Consider the following 19013-nt stretch of genomic DNA (forward strand, 5'->3'; position numbering starts at 1 on the left):
CGCATCGTGAGTCGGTCATCGTAAGACAAAGTGGTCCCTCCGCTTCGCCGAACGATCCCGGTTTCATGGGGGGAACCCACCGCATGCAGAGCAACGATCGTTCCGGAGCCGCGCGGGAGAACGCGCAGGACGAGACACGGATCAGCGAGGATTCGGTCCGCCGGCACCTGATCGAGCAGATCGCGCGCCGCTCCAGGACCACCGCCGCCGAAGTCGACCCCGACCGGCCGCTGGAGGAGTTCGGTCTGGCCTCCAGGGACGCGGTCGCGATCGCCGGCGAGCTTGAGCAGATGCTCGGGCGGGCCCTCCCCGCCACCCTCGTCTGGGAACATCCGACGATCAACAAGCTCTCCGTCGCGCTGGCCGGCGGGACCCCTGAGGAGACCCCGGCGCCGGAGCCGGCCGTGAGGCGGGCCGCGAGCGACGAGCCGATCGCCGTCGTCGGCGCCGGGCTGCGCTTCCCCGGCGGCGGCCGCGACCTGACCGGCCCGGACGACTACTGGCGCTTCCTGACCGGGCGCGGCGACGCGATCCGCGAGGTGCCGGACGGCCGGTGGGACGCGTTCGACGACGGCTCCCCCGAGGTCGGCGACCTGCTCGCCAGTACGACGCGGCTCGGCGGCTTCCTCCGGGACGTCGCCGAGTTCGACGCGCAGTTCTTCGGCATCACCCCGCGCGAGGCCGCGGTCATGGACCCGCAGCAGCGGCTCGTCCTCGAGGTCGCGTGGGAGGCGTTCGAGCACGCCGGCATCGGCCCGGCGTCGCTGCGCGGCAGCCGCACGGGCGTCTTCGTCGGCGTGTCCGCGCCGGAGTACGCCGCGTTCACGGCGTCCGACCTGGCGTCCCTCGAACCGTTCACGGCGACGGGCGCGGCGCTCAGCATCATCGCGGGCCGGCTGTCGTACCTGCTCGACCTGCGCGGCCCCAGCATGATCGTCGACACGGCGTGCTCGTCGTCGCTGGTCTCGGCGCATCTCGCCGTGCAGGCGCTGCGCAGCGGCGAGGCCGACGTGGCGCTGGCCGGGGGCGTGAACCTGCTGCTGTCGCCGACCGTCACGATGACGTTCGACCTCGCCGGCGGGACGGCGGCGGACGGGCACTGCAAGGCGTTCGACGCGTCCGCCGACGGCATGGTCCGCGCGGAGGGCTGCGGCGCCGTCGTCCTGAAGCGGCTGTCGGACGCGGAACGGGACGGCGACCGCGTCCTCGCCGTGATCCGCGGCTCCGGCGTCAACTCCGACGGGCGCTCGAACGGCCTCGTCGCCCCGAACTCCGACGCGCAGCGCGCCCTGCTGCGGGACGTGTACGCGAGCGCGGGCATCGACACGCGAGAGGTCGACTACGTCGAGGCCCACGGGACGGGGACGTTCCTCGGCGACCCCATCGAGGCCAAGGCCGTCGGCGACGTCCTGGGCGCGGGCCGCGACCCCGAGGAGCCGCTGCTGCTCGGCTCCGCGAAGTCCAATCTCGGGCACATGGAGTCCGCGGCGGGCATCGCGGGCCTCATCAAGACGGTCCTCGCGCTGCACCACCGGGTCATTCCGCCGAGCGCGCACTACAAGGAGCCCAACCCGCACATCCCGTTCGACGAGCTGCGCCTCGCGGTCGTCGCGGAGGAGACGCCGTGGCCTGACCGGGGGCGTCCCGCACGGGCCGGCGTGTCCGGATTCGGCTTCGGCGGGACGAACGCGCACGTCGTCCTGGAAGAGGCGCCCGCGCAGGAGACGACCGTCCATCCGGCCGTGGTCAGGACGTTCCCGCTGTCCGACACCAGCGACGACCGTGTCCGCGACCATGCGGCCCTCCTGGCCGAGTGGCTCCCGAACCAGGACGTGAGTCTCGCCGACGTCGCCCGCACCCTGCACCGCCGTGCCGGCCGTGGACGGGCCCGCGCCGCCGTCGCCGCCAGAGACCGCGCAGGGCTCGTCGAAGGGCTGACCGCCCTCGCCGAAGGCCGTCCCCACCCGGGATCGGTGACGGGCACGGCGCTGGGCGCGCCCGGCCGTCCCGTGTGGGTGTTCTCCGGCTACGGGGCGCAGCGCGCGGGCATGGCGCAGCGGCTCCTGGAGGAGGAGCCCGCGTTCGCCGAGGCCATCGACGACCTGGACGGCCTGTTCGCCGAGGAGGGCGGCCCGGACCTGTGGACGCTCCTCGAAGAGGGCCGCAGACCGGACGGCCCGGCCGACACGATGCCGGTGCTGTTCGCGATCCAGGTCGCCCTCGCCCGCATGTGGCGGGCGTACGGCGTCACGCCCGGCGCGGTGGTCGGCCACTCGATGGGCGAGGTCGCGGCGGCCGTCGTCGCGGGCGCGCTCACCGTGGAGGACGGCGTCCGCGTCATCTGCCGCCGGTCCCGCCTGCTGACGCGGCTCGTCGGCGGCGGTGCGATGGCGGTCCTCGGCGCGTCCGCCGCGGAGGTCGCACGGCTCGGCGCGGGCCTGCCCGAGGTCTACGCGGCCGTGCACTCCTCGCCGAGGCAGACCGTGGTGACCGGAGACGCCGACCAGATCGCGGAGATCGTCAAGCGGGCCGAGGCCGAGGGCCGGCTCGCCCGGCTGGTGCAGGCCGAGGGCGCAGGCCACTCGCCCCAGGTCGACCCTCTCCTTCCCGAGCTGCGCGAACTCCTCGCCGACGTGGGCGCCGAGCGGGGCGCCCCGCTCGCCGAAGGCATCAGGCTCTACACCACCGCCCTGGACGACCCCCGCGCCTACCTCGACTCCGCGTCCGCCCTCGGCGTCGACCACTGGGCGGCGAACCTGCGGAACGCGGTGCGGCTCACGGACGCCGTCGCGGCCGCCGCGGACGACGGGTTCCGGACGTTCGTCGAGGTCAACGCGCACCCGATCCTGGCGCACGCGGTCGGCGAGACCCTGGAGGGGACGGGCGCGCTCGTCACCCACACGCTCAAGCGGGCGCCGAAGGGCCAGGAGACCGACGACACGCTGACGTTCCACGCGCAGCTCGCCACCCTGGCCGCGCACGGCCACGCGACCGGCAGGCCCGTGGACGGAGGGATCGTCGACGTCCCGCAGTCGCCGTGGCGGCACGAGCGGCACTGGGTCGACCTGTCGGCGCGCACGCCCGGCAAGAACGACGAACATCCTCTCCTCGGCGCGTATGTGGAGCTTCCCGGCGAAGACCGGCACGCCTGGCGCGCCGACGTGGGGCTCGCGGCCCGGCCGTGGCCGGCCGCGGCGGCCGTCCACGGGCTGCACGCCCTGCCGGTCGCGGCGTTCGCGGAGATGGCGCTCGCCGCCGGGGCGGCCGCGCTCGGCGGCGAGGACGTCCGTGTCAACAGCCTGTGGATGGAGCGGCCGCTCGCGCTCGCCGACCACACGACCGTGACGACGACGTTCACCGAGGCCGAGCAGCGGGTGGAGATCCACGCGCTGACCCCGGCGGGCACGTGGGCGCGGCTGGCCAGCGCGGACGTCGGCGAGGACCACCGTCCCCCCGCCGCGACCGGACCGGGCGCGGCCACCGAGGTCGCCGCCGCCGAGCGCGGCAGCCGCCACTACCGGCTGCACCCCGAGGTCTTCGACCGCTGCCTGTCCGTCCTGTCGGACGAGGCGGCGGGGGGCGACGGCGGCGTGTGGCGGGCCGAGACGATCGGCAGCCTCCGCGTGTTCGGCCCGACGCATCGCGGCGGGCACGTGCGGGCGAAGGTCGTCCGGAACGAGGAGGACGTGACGGGCTCGGTCGCGCTTCTGGCGGCGGACGGCCAGGTCCTCGCCGAGGCGACCGGCATCGTGCTCCGACGGGTCGAGCGCCACGACGTCCCCGTCCCGCTCGCCGACAAGCTGGTCGAACTCGTCTGGGACGAGACGCCCCTTCCGGAGGGCGCCGAGCCCTCCGAAGGCGGCACCTGGCTGGTGCTGGCCGAGGAGGACGACGCGCTGGGCAACGCGACGGCCGCCGGCCTGGAGGAACGCGGGAAGCGCGTCGTCCGGCACCGCCCGACGAACCGGCCGCCGGACGACCACCCGGCCATGGACGAGCCGGTCGAGGGCGTCGTGCTCGTCCCGTCGGCCGATCTCGTGGACGAGGAGCTCGTCCTCGCCGTCGCCGGGGTGAGCCGCTCGCTGCCCGACGGCCCCCGCCTCTATGTCGCGACCCGCTCCGCCTTGCCCCTGGCAGGCGAGGGCGTGCCCGGCCACGGGTTCGTCAGCGCGCTCACCAGGGTTCTGGCATTCGAACGCACCGTCCAGCGCGCCACCCATGTGGACGTCGACCGACCCGCGGATCTCGTCGCGGAACTCCTGGCGGGCGACGACGCGCGGGAGGTCGCCTGGCGCGCCGGCACCCGGCATGTGGCGCGCCTCGCGCAAGCCGTCCTGCCCGAGGCGCCGGCCAAGAAGAAGCGCGTCGTCCGGCGCGGCGGTGCCTACGTCATCACCGGCGGGTACGGCGGGATCGGCCTGGTCACCGCACGGCTGCTGGCCGAGCGGGGTGCCGGGCGCATCGTCCTGTCCGGACGCGGCGGCCCCGACGCCGACGCCGAGAAGGTGATCGCCCGCCTGCGCGAGGACGGCGTGGACGTGGGCATCGTGCTCGGCGACATCGCCCTGCCCGGCACGGCCGAGCGCCTCGTCAGGGTCGCCCAGGAGGGCGGAACCAGGCTGTGCGGCGTGGTCCACGGCGCCGGAGCGATCGACGACCGGCTGATCGCCGAACTCGGCCCGGAAGATCTCCACAGGGTGTGGACGGCGAAGGTCGAGGGCGCGCGGCGGCTCAGCGAGGCCACCTGGGACCTCGACCTCGACTGGCTCGTCATGCACTCCTCGGCGGCCGCGCTGCTCGGCTCGCCGGGGCAGGCCGCCTACGCCGCCGCGAATGCCGCGATCGACGCGCTCATGGCGTACCGGCGCGCGAACGGGCGCCCCGGGACGACCATCAACTGGGGCACGTGGTCGCAGGTCGGCGGGGCCGCCGAGACGTCGGTCACCGTGATCGACCCGATCAGCCCGGCGGAGGGCGCGGAGGCGCTGGAGGCGCTCCTCGTGCACGGCAGGGCGGCGACGGGCGTGCTGCGCTTCGATCCCGCCACCGCGGTCGGGCTGTTCCCCGAGATCCGGAACATGCCGTACTTCGCCGCGCTCACCGAGGCGGCCGACGAACTGGGCGCCGACGACGTCGGCGACTGGCCCGGCGTGGAGGCGCTCAGGGAGCTCGACCCGGCCACCGCCCGCAGGATGATCGCCGCGCAGGTCAGGCACCGGATCGCGGCCGTGCTCGGCTTCGATCCGCAGCGCCTGGACCCGTCCGTCCCGCTCACCGACCTCGGCCTGGACTCCCTCGTCGCGGTCCGGATCAAGAGCGGCGTCGAGCACGATCTCGGGCTGACCGTCCCGGCGTCGGTGCTGCTCCAGGGCGCCAGCGTGAACGTGTTCGAGGAGTGGGCGGCCGGCGAGCTCGGTCTGGCCGACGCCCCCGCTCCCGCGGCGGTCTCGAACGCCGAGTCCGGGTACGTGATGCCGCGCGACGCCGCCGAGCGCCTCGCCGTCCGCATCTTCGAGGACGTCCTCGGCCTCGACCGCGTCGGCGTCACCGCCGACTTCTTCTCCGACCTCGGCGGGCGGGACGACCAGGCCGACCGGGTCGTCGCGCTCGTCGCCCAGGAGCTCGGCGCCGAGGTCAGCCGCGCGGAGCTGTTCGAGCCGCCGACGGCGCAGAACGTCGCCGAGTACCTCAGGGCGGCCGACGAGGAGGCGGCGCGGCAGACCGTCCGCCCGCTGAACCGGAGCCGTTCCGGGGGGCGTGGGGGGCCGTCCCCCCACGACGACAAGTCCGGCGACCGGCGGCCGATCTTCATCGCGCACCCGGCCGGCGGCACCACCGCCTGCTACCGCCAGCTCATCGACCTGCTCGGCGACGACCAGCCGGTGTACGGGCTGGAGCGGTTCGAGGACGCGCCGCCGGTCGAGGAGCGCGCCGCCCGCTACGTCCGGCACCTGCTGGAGGCGCAGCCCGAGGGCGCGTTCCGGCTCGGCGGCTGGTCGTTCGGCGGCGTCCTCGCCTACGAGACGGCCCGGCAGCTGACGGCGGCGGGGCGCGAGGTCGAGTTCGTCGCGCTGTTCGACGCGGGCCTACCGCTGGCCGTGGACGACGAGTCCGACACGCTCGCCCGCCGCTTCTCCGCGTTCGCCGACTACATCAACGAGACCTACGGCCTGGAGGTCGCCCTCACCTACGAGGAGCTGTCCGGGCTGGACGAGGAGTCACAGTTCGCGCTGGTCATGGAGCGTGCGGCGCCGCTGGTGGACCACATCCCCCCGGCGGCGCTCACCCACCAGCTCACGTCCCACCAGGACACCCGTTCCCTGGAGGCGTACAAGCCGGAGCCCTACGACGGGCACGTCGTCCTCTACTACGCGCCCGAGGAGACCCCCTGGGCGGTGCGGGACGCACGCTACGTGCTCGACGGGACCAACGGGTTCGGCGGGCTCTGCGCCGACCTGGAGATCGTCACGATCCCCGGTGCGCACCATCTCAACCTGCTCGATCCGCCCGGTGTGGGCGTTCTCGCCGCGCACCTGGAGGCCCGGCTCGCGGGACGGCGGGAGAGCGACGCCGTCCCCACGCCGATCACGGCCCGCTGAGGGCCGCCCCCCGAACCCCGTTCCACGGAGGACACCCCCATGGCCCACTCCGGCCCGTCCCACGCCCTGCTCGACGCCGTCCGGTCCGGCGCGAGCGGTCCCGAGCTGCAGGAGATCGACCTGCCGACCCGCTTCCGCGCGGCGTTCACCCGCAAGGACGAGGTCGGGATCTTCGAGGGCCAGACCGACAAGGACGTGCGCCGCTCCCTGCACGTCGGCGAGGTCGAGATGCCCGAGCTCGCGCCCGACGAGTGCGTCGTGGCGGTGATGTCCGCCGCGATCAACTTCAACACCGTCTGGTCGGCGATCTTCGAGCCGGTCCCGACGTTCGCGTTCCTGGAGAAGTTCGGCCGGCAGGGCTGGCACGGCGCCCGGCACGACCTGCCGTACCACATCCTCGGCTCGGACGGCTCGGGCGTCGTCGTGCGCACCGGCAGCGGCGTGAAGAGCTGGAAGGTCGGCGACAAGGTCGTGCTGTCCCCGTCCTACGTGGACGAGGAGGACCACGGCTCCTACGACGACGGCATGATGTCGGAGAGCCAGCTCGCGTGGGGCTTCGAGACGAACTTCGGGTCGCTCGGCGAGTACTGCATCGTCAAGGCGAACCAGCTGATCCGCAAGCCCGCCCACCTGACGTGGGAGGAGGCCGGCTCGAACACGCTGTGCGCCGCGACCGCCTACCGGATGCTCGTCGGGTCGCACGGCGCCCGCATGAAGCAGGGCGACGTCGTGCTGATCTGGGGCGCGACCGGCGGGCTCGGCTCGTACGCGACGCAGCTCGTCAAGAACGGCGGCGGCATCCCGGTCGGGGTGGTCTCCTCCGACGAGAAGGCGGACATCGTCCGGTCGCAGGGCTGCGAGCACGTCATCAACCGCAACGACCTGGAACTCGGCGAGCAGGGCCTGCGGCACCCCAAGGCGGGCCGGATGCTGGGCGAGGCGATCCGCCGGCTCGTCGGCGAGGACCCCGGCATCGTGTTCGAGTACCTCGGCCGCGAGACGTTCGGCGCGTCCGTCTACGTCGCCAAGCGCGGCGGCAAGATCGTCACCTGCGGCTCCTCCACCGGATACCGGCACGAGTACGACAACCGGTTCCTGTGGATGCGGCTGAAGAGCATCATCGGCTCGCACGGCTTCAACTACCACGAGGCCGTCGAGATCAACCGGCTGATCGGGCTCGGCATGATCCACCCGACGCTGTCGAAGGTCTTCCCGCTGGACGAGGCCGGCGACGCGACCCGGGCCGTCCAGACGAACCAGCACATCGGCAAGGTCGCGGTCCTGTGCGGCGCCACCGGCGAGGGCCAGGGCGTGGACGACCCGGCGCTGCGCGAGCGCATCGGCGAGGAGAAGCTCAACCTCTACCGCCGCTGACACGCGCCGGCGGGACGGGCCCGGAGCGCGGGGCCCGTCCCTTTGTCTCCACGCTCTCTGAGGGCGCGTCGAAGAACGTTTCGTCGACAGCACGACGCACGGATAGCGATTCTTCGGAACGGCATGAGCGTCCCCGCAAGGACGCGGCTACCCACTCACGTGAGCGCCGACGCAGTGCTCGCGACGCGGCGGCGCCGATGGGCGCGCTGGCGGCAGGCCGGACCGCAGTAGCGAGGCGGCCGCCCGGTGGCGCGGACACGTAGCCGCGAGCCGCATTCCACGCAATGTTTCGGGGCTGTGGTTTCGTGACGCGGCACGGACGAAATGTCACGGAACGTTTCATCTTTCGTGACGGCCGGGATCCGCAATCCGTCCAGCAGCAGCCGCACCAGTCGTGTGCCGCGTGCCCGGTTCCGGTGTGCCGAACGCAGCGCGATACCGCCGACGGCCAGCGCGGACAGATCGTCGGCCTGTACGTCGGCGCGTATCGCGCCGGACTGTTTCGCGTCGTACAGCAAGCGCTCCAGCGCCTCGCGGAACCGCCGCGCCGCAGCGGTCAGCACGGCGCGCGGCCAGCCCTGGTCGGCGGTGAGCGCAGCGCAGACGTGCTGGCGGCCCGCCGACTTCTCGATCACTTCGAGCAGGAACCCGAACAGCGCGTCACCGGGCGCGGCGCGGGCGGCCCACCGATCGGCGGCGGCCACCAAACCCTCGATGTGCTCGGCGAACACCGCCTCGACCAGGACATCTTTGCTCGGGAAGTGCCGGTAGACGGTCGCGGGGCCGACCCCGGCGCGCTGCGCGATCCGGCCGAGCGGCACCCCCAGCCCCTCTGCGGCGAACATGCGCATCGCCGTGCGTAGCACGAGCTCTCGGTTGCGACGGGCGTCGGCGCGCCCGGCAGGCCCCGCACTCGGTGCTGCTGTCATGTCACGAAATCCTTGTCTGCGGTGTGGAAACGGGTGGAGCATTCCGGATCATGTCATCCTCCAGCACCGCCGGAAAGGGCACCATGACCACCGCAACACCGGCCGACCCCGACTCCCCGATCCTCATCTCCGGCGCCACCGGCAAGCAAGGCGGCGCCACCGCCCGGCGGTTGCTCGCCGAAGGGCGGCCGGTGCGCGCCCTGGTGCGCGACCTGACCGCACCCGCCGCCGCCGCGCTGGCCGCCGCAGGCGCCCAGCTCGTGCGCGGCGACTTCGATGATGCGGCGAGTCTGCCGCCCGCGCTCGACGGCGTCGCCGCCGTGTTCGGCATACCGCCCGTGGCCTTCGGAGCGGCCGGACCCGACACAGATCTCGAAGTGGCCCGCGGCCGGGTGCTGATCGACGCTGCGGCCGCGGCGGGAATCGAGCAGGTCGTGTTCAGCACCGTCGCCTCGGCCTCGGCCGCATCGCGGGGCTCGGAGGGGAAGGCGCTGATCGAGGAGTACCTGCGCGACCACATCGCGCTGCCCACCGTGCTGCGCCCGGTCCGGTTCATGACCAACTACCTCGGCGTCGCCGGGGCGATCGGCATCGACGGCATCTCCCACGGCCTGCACCGGCACCTCTTCCCTCCACACGAGCCCATGCAGATCATCACGCTGGAGGACATCGCCGACTTCGCCGCGCTCGCGTTCGCCGACCCCGCCCGGTTCGCCGGACGAACCCTGGAACTGGCCGGCGACGAACCGACCCCGGTGGAGGCCGCCGCCGCGATCGCCGAGGCCACCGGCATTCCGCTCCGGTACGAGCAGCTCACCGACGCCGAGGTCGCCGCGCTCGGCCCGGAGATCGCCGAGATCAAGAAGCACTGGGAGGCCGGCCACCGCTGGCACGCCGACATCGAGGCACTGCGCGTCATCCACCCGGGACTGCGCACCCTCGCCGACTGGCTCACCGAATCCGGCGCCGCCGCCATCCGCGCCCGTCTCACCACCCCCTGACCCCGAGTGCCGTCGCAGGACTGACCCGCCAGTTCCACCAGAACGGCGCATGGAGCGCGGCGACCACTTCGGGATCGCCCTGGCAGCCGATCGCGAACCCGAACCCCCGGCGCCCATCTGTGCTCGTCGCTGCAATTCTGCGCCGGCGAGGACGACGACTAAATCGTTGAGCAGTAGCTCAGGTGGGCAGCGGCCGATCGTTCACGACGTGTTTCATCACGAGCGTGGAGTTCAGCCGCTGCACGCCCGGCAACGCCGCGAGGACGTCGTCCTCCAGTTCCTGATACGCCTTCAGATCCGCGGTGACGATGCGCAGCAGGTAGTCGGGATCGCCGAAGAGTCGCTGGGCCTGCACCACCTCCGGCACCTGCGCGACGGCGGCCTCGAAGCCGAGCAGCGTGTCGCGGTCCTCCTGCCGCATGGTGACGAACACCAGCGCCTGGAAGGTCAGGCCGAGCGCGGCGGCGTCCACGACCGCGCGGTATCCGCGGATCGTGCCGCTGCGCTCCAGTTCCCGCAGCCGCCGGTGGCACGGCGAGACGCTCAACCCCACCCGCGCCGCGAGTTCGGTGACGGTCAGCCGGCCGTCCTCCTGGAGCACGGCAAGGATCTTCCGATCGATGGCGTCCACGCAGCAGATCCTTCCACGAAGGAGCCTTTTTCCGGCAATATTTGGAACCACTTTCTGCCAATTCAATCGTATTCTCCCCGTAAATGGCGCCAGGCGGGGAGGAAGACGATGGCAACGGGATCGGTGCTCGCGTTCTGGGCGGTGTCGCTGCTGCTCATCGCCGTCCCGGGCGCGGACTGGGCCTTCACCATCGGCGCCGGGCTGCGCAGCGGTTCGGTCGTCCCCGCCGTGGGCGGTCTGGTCGTCGGCTACGCCGCGGTGACCGTGATCGTCGCGGCGGGCGTCGGCGCACTCGTCGCCGGTTCCCCGTCCGTCCTGACGGGCCTCACCGCCGTCGGCGGCCTCTACCTCGTCTGGCACGGCGCGACGACCTTCGCCCGCCCCTCCGCCCTCGACGTCCGGGCCGGCGTCGGCACCGACTGGAGCACCTTCCTGCGCGGCATCGGCGTGAGCGGCCTCAATCCCAAGGGCCTGCTGATCTTCCTCGCGCTCCTGCCCCAGTTCACCGATCCGCACTACGCCTGGCCCGTCCCCGTGCAGCTCGCCGTCCTGGGCCTGACCTTCATGGCCACCTGCGCCGCGTTCTACCTCTGCCTCGGCACCCTGACCCGCACCGTCCTGGACCCCCGCCCCGCAGCCGCCCGCACCGTCACCCGCCTGTCCGGAGCCGCCATGACCGCCCTGGGCACCTGGCTCCTCCTGGACCACCTCCTGCCCTGACCTACCGGGAGGACGCGGGCCCGTCCTGGCAGAGCGCCGTCTGGACGGCGGCCTTCATGTCGTCGCTCTGCGCGTCCGTACCGCCTGGGTCGACGTTCACCATGACGGTCGCCTGCCTGCCGCCGACCGTGGCGCCGCCCGTGGTCTCGTAGCCGAAGATGTCACCGCCGTGTCCCCAGTAGAGGCCGCGGCAGGGCAGCGTGTTGCTCTCCAGGCCCAGGCCGTAGGCCCGGTCGCCGGAGTCGCCGGTCGGGCGGGTCCCCATCATGGCCCGCAGCTGGGCCGGGCGCAGCAGCCTGCCGCGTACGAGGGCGCCGAGGAACCGGTTGAGATCGGCCCCGCTGGAGATCATCGATCCGGAGGCGCCCGCGACCGAGGGATTGATCGCGGTGACGTCGAGGAGCGGCGCGTTCGGGCCCGGTCGCGCGTATCCCCGCGGATGCGGTCCGGGGATCGCCGAAGTGTCACTCGGGACGAAGGTGTGACTCAGGCCGAGCGGCCGGATGACGCGCCGGCGGATCTCTTGGCCGTAGGTGTGGCCGGTCACCTTCTCGATGAGCATGCCGGCCAGCAGGTAGTTGGTGTTGGAGTAGCGCCAGCCGTCGCCGGGCTTGAAGGTGCGCGGTCGGGTGAGCGCGAGGTCCACCAGGTCGCGGGTGTCGTGGTGGGCGAGCGGATCCTTGAGGATCTCCTGCGGGTCGAGGAGGGCGAGGTAGTCGGGGATGCCGCTGGTGTGCTGGAGCAGCTGGCGGACGGTGACGATGCGCCCGTCGTTGTCGTTTCCGCGCACGACGCCGGGCAGATAGCGCTCGACCGGTGCGTCCAGGGCGACGCGGTGCTCTCCCACCAGCTGGAGTACGACCGTGGCCACGAACGGCTTGGTCATGCTGCCGATCCGGAACAGGCTGTCGCCGCGCATCGGCGTGAGGCTCTCCACGTCCGCGACGCCACTGGTCAGCCCCGTGCTGCCGTCACGGTCCCGCACCTGGACGAGTGCTCCGGGCCCGCCGTCGACCGTGGTCAGCCGGTTCAGGAGCCGCCGCAGCTCGGCCTGGCCGGCGCCGCCCGCTCCGGCGGGGGTGGTTCCGGCCCGCGATGTGCCGGTGCCGGTCAGTGCGCTCACCGCGACACCGGCCGCCACGGCAAGGGTGAGCGCGCCGCGCAGTGCACGCCTTTGCTTGATCATGTTCGATTCCCTGCTTGTCCGGTGGTGATGGATGGTCGATCGAATGAGTGGTGGACTAGGCGGTCGCGGTGGCCTCGGTCCTGCGGTGCGCGGGAGCGGGCTGGATCTGCTCGCGGGTGTGCGGGAAGAGGGCGAGCCAGATCAGCGCAGCACCCGCCGGCAGGAGGTCCAGGTCGGCCGTGATGCCCGCGAAGGCCAGGACGAGGAGGACGGCGCTGGCGGCGGCGGTGCCGCGCCGGGGGCCGACGACCGCGTACTGGACGAGCAGGGCGGTCAGGCCCAGCATGAAGAGCACCGGCCCGATGTCGTAGAGCGGCTGAGGGAGGACGGCCGGGACGTCCGCGTACCGGTCGGCGAGCGCGCTCTTCTCGGCGGCGTCCGCCGCCCGCAGGCCGACGACGATGTCGATGATCGCGACGCGGATGAAGGTGACCAGCCCGACGGCGGCCACCGCGGTGAGGGCGCCGGCGGTGATCCGGCGTGCCCTGCCGCGCTCCGCGACCGGCATGCGCCGCCGCAGTCCCGCGATCACCAACCCGTACAGGAGCAGCGAACCGAGGAAGAGCAGGTGGCCCACCGTCCAGGCGGGTCCGGGCCCGTGCTGCCCGTCGCGGCCGTCGATGAGCCGGACGACGCCGTAGGCGAGCATGAGGGCGGGGGCGAGATGGAAGGCGATCCTGGTCATGGGCGGTTCCCCTGAGGTTCGTGAGCTGCGTGCTTACGCTCTCGATCCTCTGGGAGACCGGTGTCCCGGCGGATCGCCGCCGCAGGCGATCTTCGGGCATCGGTGGCGCGGGGGAGAAGCGGGGCGCGGCTCCCCCGCGCGAGGGAGTCCCCTCTCAGGAGGGTTCGATCAGCCGGGTCTCGTACGCGGCGATCACCGCCTGGACGCGGTCGCGGATGCCGAGCTTGGCCAGGACGTTGCTGACGTGGGTCTTCACGGTGTGCTCGCTGACGACCATGACCGCGGCGATCTCCGCGTTGGACAGGCCGCGGCCCAGCAGGCGCAGCGTCTCGCGCTCCCGTTCGGTCAGGCCCGACAGGCGGTCGGAGACGGTCGCGCCGGCGCGCGGGCGGTTGCGCGTGATGTCGGAGATCAGGCGGCGGGTGACGGCGGGCGCGAGCAGCGACTCCCCCGCCGCCACCACCCGGACCGCGTGCACGAGGTCGTCGCGGCGCACGTCCTTGAGCAGGAACCCGCTCGCACCGGCGTAGAGCGCGTCGTAGACGTAGTCGTCCTGGTCGAACGTGGTGAGCATGATCGCGCGGGTTCGGGTCTCGGCGCAGACGGCCTTCGCGGCCTCGATGCCGTTCAGGCCCGGCATGCGGATGTCGAGCAGCACGATGTCGGGGTCGTGCTCGCCGACGGCGGCGATCGCGGCGGCGCCGTCGCCCGCCTCGGCCACCACCTCGATGTCGGGCTGCGCGTTGAGGATCATCGCGAAGCCGCTGCGAACGAGTTCCTGGTCGTCGGCGAGAACCACCCGGATCACGCGGTCACCGCCGCGGCGCAGGGGAGGCGTGCCACGACCTGGAACCCGCGGCCCGGCAGCGGACCGGCCTCGGCCGCGCCGCCGCAGGCCACGGCGCGTTCGCGGATGCCGATGAGACCGTCACCGCCCCGCCGCCAGCCCGGATCCTTCTCGCCGTGGCCCTGCCCGTCGTCGGTCACCCTGATCTCCAGTTCGTGCTCGGTCCAGCGGAGCCGGACCTCGGCGGTCCGCGCGCCGGCGTGCTTCACCGTGTTGGTGAGCGCCTCCTGCACGATGCGGTACGCCGCGAGGTCGACGTCGGAGGAAAGGCCGCGGCTCGCGCCCTCGACCGTGAGCCGCACGCGGACCTGGGTGCGGTCGACGTGCTCGACCAGGGCGGGCAGCGCCCCGACGGTCGGCTGCGGCGCGCGTACGCCGTGGTCCTGCTCCTCCTTCAGCACGCCCAGCGTCCGGCGCAGCTGGGCCATCGCGTCCCGGCCCGCTTCGGCGATCGCGTCGAAGACCCGTTCGGCCTGGTCGGGATCGGTGTGGACCACCACCGGGCCGGCCTCGGCCTGAACGACCATGATGCTGACGGCGTGCGCGAGCACGTCGTGCATGTCGCGCGCGATGCGGGACCGTTCCTCCGCCGCCGCCCGCGCCGCCTCGGCCTCGCGTTCGCGCTCCAGCGCCTCGCGTTCACGTTCGAGCTGCGCGGACCGTTCGGCCAGCGCGTCCGACCGCTCCCGCGCGGTCCGGGTCAGGGTGCCGAGCAGGAACGCCGTCATGGGCAGCAGCAGCGTGAACATGAACTCGCCCGCGTCGTTGCCCTTGACGAGCAGCGCACCGGGCGGGATCGTCGCCACGATCGCGGCGATGAAGCCCCAGCGCTGCCAGCGATGGCGGCCCAGGTCGGCGAGGGTGTAGATGGCCACCAGCGCGCCGTACTGCAGCGCCTGGCCCGGCTGGTGGTGCAGCGACACCGCCATGGCGAAGGACGCCACGACCAGCGCGACCGCGAACGGCGCCCGCCGCCGCCAGATGAGCGGCACGACCGTGCCCAGGTTGAACACCACGCCGAACGGCGACACCTCCGGCGCCGTCCCGAACGGGACGAACACCGGAACAGCGACCGCCGCGGCGACCAGCACGTCCACGAACCGGCCGGCCCCCGGACGGGAACGCGGGCGCGCGAAGAATTGACCGAACCGCTCCGACATTCCCCCAGTATTGCGGCCAAAGCGGGCCCGACGCCTCGCTCGCGCGAGGGATTCGCCCCCTCTTGGTTTGCATCTGTGCCCACCAACGAACACGAGCTGCCGCTGGAGATGGTCCGCAACAGGCCGCAGCTCGTCCCCGAACTCTTGCGGAGCGTCTTCGGACTCGACGTGTCCGAGCACGCCCGAGCCACGCTCGCGTCGGAGTCCTACGCCGACACCAGCCCGGCGGAACTGCGCTGCGACGCCACCGTCCTGCTCGGCGACCCGAAGTCTCCGGTCCTGGGCGTCGTGGTGGAGAGCCAGTTACGGCCCCTGAAGCAGAAGTCCTACAGCCGGCCCGCCTACCTGGCGTCATTACGCCTGCGGCGCCGCTGCCCCGTCATGCTCCTCGTGCTCTGCCCGGACCAGTCCACCGCGAGAGGATGCGCCCTCCCGATCGACATGGGCCACCCCGGATGGGTGCTCGAACCTCTGACCGTCCACCCCGGGATGCCGCCCCCGATCACCGACCCGGAGCAGGCCAGTCGCCTCCCCGAACCGGCGGTCCTCAGCGCCCCCGCCCACGCGGACGGCCCGCACTCGGAAGCCGTGCTCCGGAGCGTGGCCACCGCCATCGGCTCCCCGACCGGCGACGTGGGCGCGCTCTATCATGACTACGTACTGTCGCGGTTCTCTGACGCCGCCCGCAAACTCATGGAGGACATCGTGAAGGGCGGCATGCGGTCGGTGCGGGGTGGCCGCTGTTCCGCTGTGGCTCCAATGTCGGGGCGAGGTTCGGTGCTCAGGGGCATGGGTGCGATGCGGGCAGGGCGAGGTGGTGGAGGCCTGCTCGGATGCGGTCCGTGTTCATGTCCTGGGCTGTGACGAGGTAGTCGATCACGTCGGCGCGGAGGGCGGTGAACACGGCGTGGGCCAGGTAGTCGGCGTCCTCGCCGGGACGGGCGGCGCGGAGGCGGCGGCCTAGTTCCGCGATCCAGAACCGGCTGGCCTCGTTGGCGTAGTAGGCGTGGGGGCCGCGGTGCTCCAGCGCGCGGATGAGGCCGCGGTTCGCCCAGACGAAGTCGAAGAGGCCGTCAATGTAGGAGTGCAGCGCCTCGCCCGGTCCTCCACCCGGCCCGAGTGGTGGCGGGCCGGACCGCACGGCTTCCCGCAGCGCCGAGACCCGCGGGTGCAGCACCGCCTGGATGAGCGCGGTCCGGTCACCGAAGCGCCGGAACACGGTTCCCTTTCCCACCCCGGCCGCGTCGGCGATGTCGCCCATCGAGACGTCCTGCACGCTGCCCCGGTCGAACAGTTCGGCCGCCGCCGCCAGGATCGCCTCGCGATTGCGTGCGGCGTCCGCACGTTCCGTTCCGCCCACCCGTCCTCCTTGCTTATCCGGACCGCTGGTCCGTATGGTAGCTCGGGCGATATCCGGACCGCCGGTCCGGATCCGAGGAGAACGGAAGTGGTGCCGCATGACTTCACAGGCCGACTGGCGGGAGACCGCCGCGCGGGCGATCGAGGCCATCCGCGCCGCGCCCGTCGAGCCTTATCGCGAGGGTGCGCCCGCACGCCGAGTGGTCAGGGCGGAGGGACGGCGCACCGGGCGGACCCGCCCGTTCGGGATCAACGTGACCAGGGTCGGCGGCAGGCTCTATCTGTGCTCGTCCCATCGGCGGCGCGACTGGGTGCGCAACCTCGTGGCGGCCGGCCGCTGCACCGTCGAGCGGGACGGCCCCGGCGGAACGGACGCCGACTACTCTGCCGTCCTGGTCGAGGGCCGGGAAGCGGCCGAGGTCCTCGCGACGTACCTGCCGCAGGCCGGATTCCAGGATCCCGAGCTGCCGTTCGCCGTCGACGCGTCCGTCGCCGAGATCATTGCGCACGCCGCGACCACGGCGGTCCTCCGTCTCGATTCCCTCGGCGTCCCGGCGGGGGCCGGTCGGTGAGCGGGTCGGTGTCGTGGGCGGCGTCGGATCGTGGAGGCGGACGCGTGTCCGTGGTTTCGTCTGGCCGGGTGCGGGTGGGGCTTCGCTTGTGACGGTGAGTAGGGATTTCCTCTGTTTTGGGCGTGTGAGGCCGGACGGTGTCCTTGCGCTGGAGCGGGGTCTCGGGGGCGGGAAAAAGTGTGAACTTTTCTCACGTCACCGGCCGAACCTGGTCGTTCGCCGACCTAGACTTTGCGCCTTGGGCGCTCACGGGTCATGATTTGCCCCACACAGGTCCCATAAGTAAGTAATTACCCCGTGTGAACGGCGCGCAACGCAGGGGGACGGAGCTGGGAGGTTCTGTGGCGAACGACGGTTCGACCACCAGCGGGCGCCCGTGGGCGGATCTGCCGAGGGAACTGGCGGATCACATGCGACCTCACCTCGACGAGGTGGCGGACGACATGATCCAGGAGATTCAGACGCGCGTCAGGGAGTACGACCGGCCGGGGGACGGCTCCTACTCGGGGACCCTCCGGCTCGCCGTCGAGCGCGTGCTCCACTTCTTCGTCGAGCGGGTGGCCGATCCCGGCCATGATCCCGCTCCGGTGACCGACTTCTTTCGCGCCATCGGCCGCGGCGAGGCGGGCGAGGGGCGCAGCCTCGACGCGATGCAGACGGCGATGCGGGTCGGCGGCATGGTGGCGTGGCGGCGGATGACCGAGGGCGCGGAGGCCCTGCAGGTGCCGCCGCGCACCCTCGGCGCCGTCGGCGAGGTCCTGATGCAGTTCCAGGACGAACTGGCGCATGCCGCCGCGGAGGGTTTCTCGCAGGCCAAGGCGGCGGTCGCGGGCGAGATGCAGCGCCGCCGCAAGCGCCTGCTCGACCTGCTGTTCGCCGACCCGCCCGCCGCGCAGGAGGCGATCGCCGACCTCGCCGCCGCCGCGCACTGGCCCGTCCCGCGCACGGTCGCCGCGGTCGCGCTCGGACGGCACCACGCCGACACCCGCCAGCCCGCGTTCCCGCCGGACGTGCTGGCCGACCTGACCCGGCGCACCCCCAGCCTGATCATCCCCGACCCGGACGGCCCCGGCCGGGCCAAGCTCGTGGACCGCGCCCTGTCGGGGACGCTCGCCGTCGTCGGCCCGACCGTCCCGCTGATGGAGGCGGCGCGCTCGATCCAGTGGGCGCGCAAGACGCTGTGCCTGGTCCAGCGCGGCGTGATCGAGGCCGACAGCGGCGTGATCCGCAGCGTGGAGCACATGTCCACGCTGATCCTGTTCCAGGACGAGGGGCTCATCACCTCGCTGGCCGACCTGAGGCTCGCGCCGCTGGCGCACCTGCGGGCCAGCCAGCAGGACCGGCTCGCCGAGACGCTGCTGGCGTGGCTGCAGTCGGGACGCAACGCCAACGAGGTCGCGATGCGGCTGCACGTCCACCCGCAGACCGTCCGGTACCGGCTGCGCCAGCTGGAGGAGCTGTTCGGCGACCAGCTCCTGGACCCGGACCTGCGCTTCGACCTGGAGATCGTGCTGCGCGCCCGGGCGCTGCTGGCCGACAACGCGGGGGAGCGGATCATGCCGCCGGCCCGTGCGGCGGTCGGGGACTCGGGCGAGGTCGTCACCCTGCGGCGCGGCTGATCAGAGCCGGTGGGAGGCCCGCAGCCGCTCGGCGGTGGCGACGCGCTCGGCCAGCCGGGTCTGCGCGTCGCAGAGCAGCCACAGCTCGCCCTCGTCGGTGGCGACGATCTCCTCAAGGCAGCCGTTGAGGAGCTGGTAGTCCGACAGGGGGGTGACGCGGGTGGCGCGCAGGCCGGTGTCCGAGCGCTCGCTGTGCCAGCCCGGCATGCACATGGTCGCCGACATGAAGCGGGGCTCCCTCGGTCGGTTCATGGTAGGTCTACCATAGAACCACCAAACACTGACCACAATGAGTTCGCCGCAACCCCAAGAGGGTGCGGGAGCAAGTGGG

At 72.7% G+C, this 19013-nt stretch carries 15 protein-coding genes; 7 read left to right on the forward strand and 8 right to left on the reverse strand.

The features are described from left to right. Positions 1-83 precede the first annotated feature (83 nt). The gene (locus AB0H37_RS01860; RefSeq protein ID WP_360610667.1) at positions 84-6599 is read left to right on the forward strand and encodes an SDR family NAD(P)-dependent oxidoreductase; all 6516 of its coding nucleotides are present in this window, start codon (positions 84-86) and stop codon (positions 6597-6599) included. Positions 6600-6638: 39 nt separating this feature from the next. Further along, complete coding sequence (gene ccrA / locus AB0H37_RS01865; protein ID WP_179838126.1) at positions 6639-7973, forward strand: crotonyl-CoA carboxylase/reductase; 1335 nt, start codon at positions 6639-6641, stop codon at positions 7971-7973. 155 nt (positions 7974-8128) lie between these two features. Here the strand turns inward: ccrA and AB0H37_RS01870 are convergent, their stop codons facing one another. Further along, positions 8129-8902, reverse strand: a complete 774-nt coding sequence (locus AB0H37_RS01870; RefSeq protein ID WP_360610670.1) for a TetR/AcrR family transcriptional regulator — start codon at positions 8900-8902, stop codon at positions 8129-8131. Between the two features lie 50 nt (positions 8903-8952). Here AB0H37_RS01870 and AB0H37_RS01875 point away from each other — a divergent pair, with 50 nt between their 5' ends. Then, on the forward strand, positions 8953-9903 hold the full coding sequence (locus tag AB0H37_RS01875) for an NmrA family NAD(P)-binding protein (protein WP_360610672.1): 951 nt from the start codon (positions 8953-8955) through the stop codon (positions 9901-9903). Positions 9904-10081: 178 nt separating this feature from the next. On the opposite strand, the gene AB0H37_RS01880 is transcribed toward AB0H37_RS01875, so the two are convergent. Next, on the reverse strand, positions 10082-10534 hold the full coding sequence (locus AB0H37_RS01880) for an Lrp/AsnC family transcriptional regulator (RefSeq protein ID WP_179838124.1): 453 nt from the start codon (positions 10532-10534) through the stop codon (positions 10082-10084). A gap of 108 nt (positions 10535-10642) precedes the next feature. On the opposite strand from AB0H37_RS01880, the gene AB0H37_RS01885 reads away from it, so the two are divergent. Beyond that, entirely contained in the window at positions 10643-11254 is a 612-nt protein-coding gene (locus tag AB0H37_RS01885) for a LysE family translocator (protein WP_329097736.1), read from the forward strand. Between the two features lies 1 nt (position 11255). On the opposite strand, the gene AB0H37_RS01890 is transcribed toward AB0H37_RS01885, so the two are convergent. The 4 genes from AB0H37_RS01890 to AB0H37_RS01905 all read right to left on the reverse strand — a co-directional run bounded on the left by AB0H37_RS01890 (position 11256) and on the right by AB0H37_RS01905 (position 15132). Next, positions 11256-12440 (reverse strand): serine hydrolase domain-containing protein, encoded by a 1185-nt coding sequence (locus tag AB0H37_RS01890; protein WP_360610674.1) that lies wholly within the window; start codon positions 12438-12440, stop codon positions 11256-11258. Positions 12441-12495: 55 nt separating this feature from the next. Beyond that, positions 12496-13125 carry a hypothetical protein gene (locus tag AB0H37_RS01895; RefSeq protein WP_360610676.1) on the reverse strand — a complete coding sequence of 210 codons (630 nt, stop codon included), beginning with the start codon at positions 13123-13125 and terminating at the stop codon, positions 12496-12498. 154 nt (positions 13126-13279) lie between these two features. Beyond that, on the reverse strand, positions 13280-13933 hold the full coding sequence (locus AB0H37_RS01900) for a response regulator transcription factor (protein ID WP_360610678.1): 654 nt from the start codon (positions 13931-13933) through the stop codon (positions 13280-13282). After that, positions 13930-15132, reverse strand: coding sequence for a histidine kinase (locus AB0H37_RS01905; protein ID WP_360610680.1), 1203 nt, complete (start codon positions 15130-15132; stop codon positions 13930-13932). The genes AB0H37_RS01900 and AB0H37_RS01905 overlap by 4 nt, the downstream gene beginning before the upstream one ends. A 75-nt stretch (positions 15133-15207) precedes the next feature. On the opposite strand from AB0H37_RS01905, the gene AB0H37_RS01910 reads away from it, so the two are divergent. Continuing rightward, a complete protein-coding gene (locus AB0H37_RS01910) occupies positions 15208-15996 on the forward strand; it encodes a hypothetical protein (RefSeq protein ID WP_360610681.1) in 789 nt (262 codons plus the stop codon). Here AB0H37_RS01910 and AB0H37_RS01915 read toward each other — a convergent pair. Further along, positions 15914-16492 carry a TetR/AcrR family transcriptional regulator gene (locus AB0H37_RS01915; protein WP_360610683.1) on the reverse strand — a complete coding sequence of 193 codons (579 nt, stop codon included), beginning with the start codon at positions 16490-16492 and terminating at the stop codon, positions 15914-15916. The genes AB0H37_RS01910 and AB0H37_RS01915 overlap by 83 nt on opposite strands. Positions 16493-16589: 97 nt before the next feature. Between AB0H37_RS01915 and AB0H37_RS01920 the strand changes: the two genes are divergently transcribed. Both AB0H37_RS01920 and AB0H37_RS01925 read left to right on the forward strand, forming a co-directional pair. Beyond that, a complete protein-coding gene (locus AB0H37_RS01920; protein WP_360610685.1) occupies positions 16590-17063 on the forward strand; it encodes a nitroreductase/quinone reductase family protein in 474 nt (157 codons plus the stop codon). Positions 17064-17473: 410 nt separating this feature from the next. Then, the gene (locus AB0H37_RS01925) at positions 17474-18682 is read left to right on the forward strand and encodes a PucR family transcriptional regulator (protein ID WP_229810039.1); all 1209 of its coding nucleotides are present in this window, start codon (positions 17474-17476) and stop codon (positions 18680-18682) included. Here AB0H37_RS01925 and AB0H37_RS01930 read toward each other — a convergent pair whose 3' ends face one another. Then, positions 18683-18934 (reverse strand): hypothetical protein, encoded by a 252-nt coding sequence (locus tag AB0H37_RS01930; protein WP_179838119.1) that lies wholly within the window; start codon positions 18932-18934, stop codon positions 18683-18685. Between the last annotated feature and the right edge of the window lie 79 nt (positions 18935-19013).

The organism is Actinomadura sp. NPDC023710, from assembly GCF_040639875.1.
Lineage (GTDB): Bacteria > Actinomycetota > Actinomycetes > Streptosporangiales > Streptosporangiaceae > Spirillospora > Spirillospora citrea.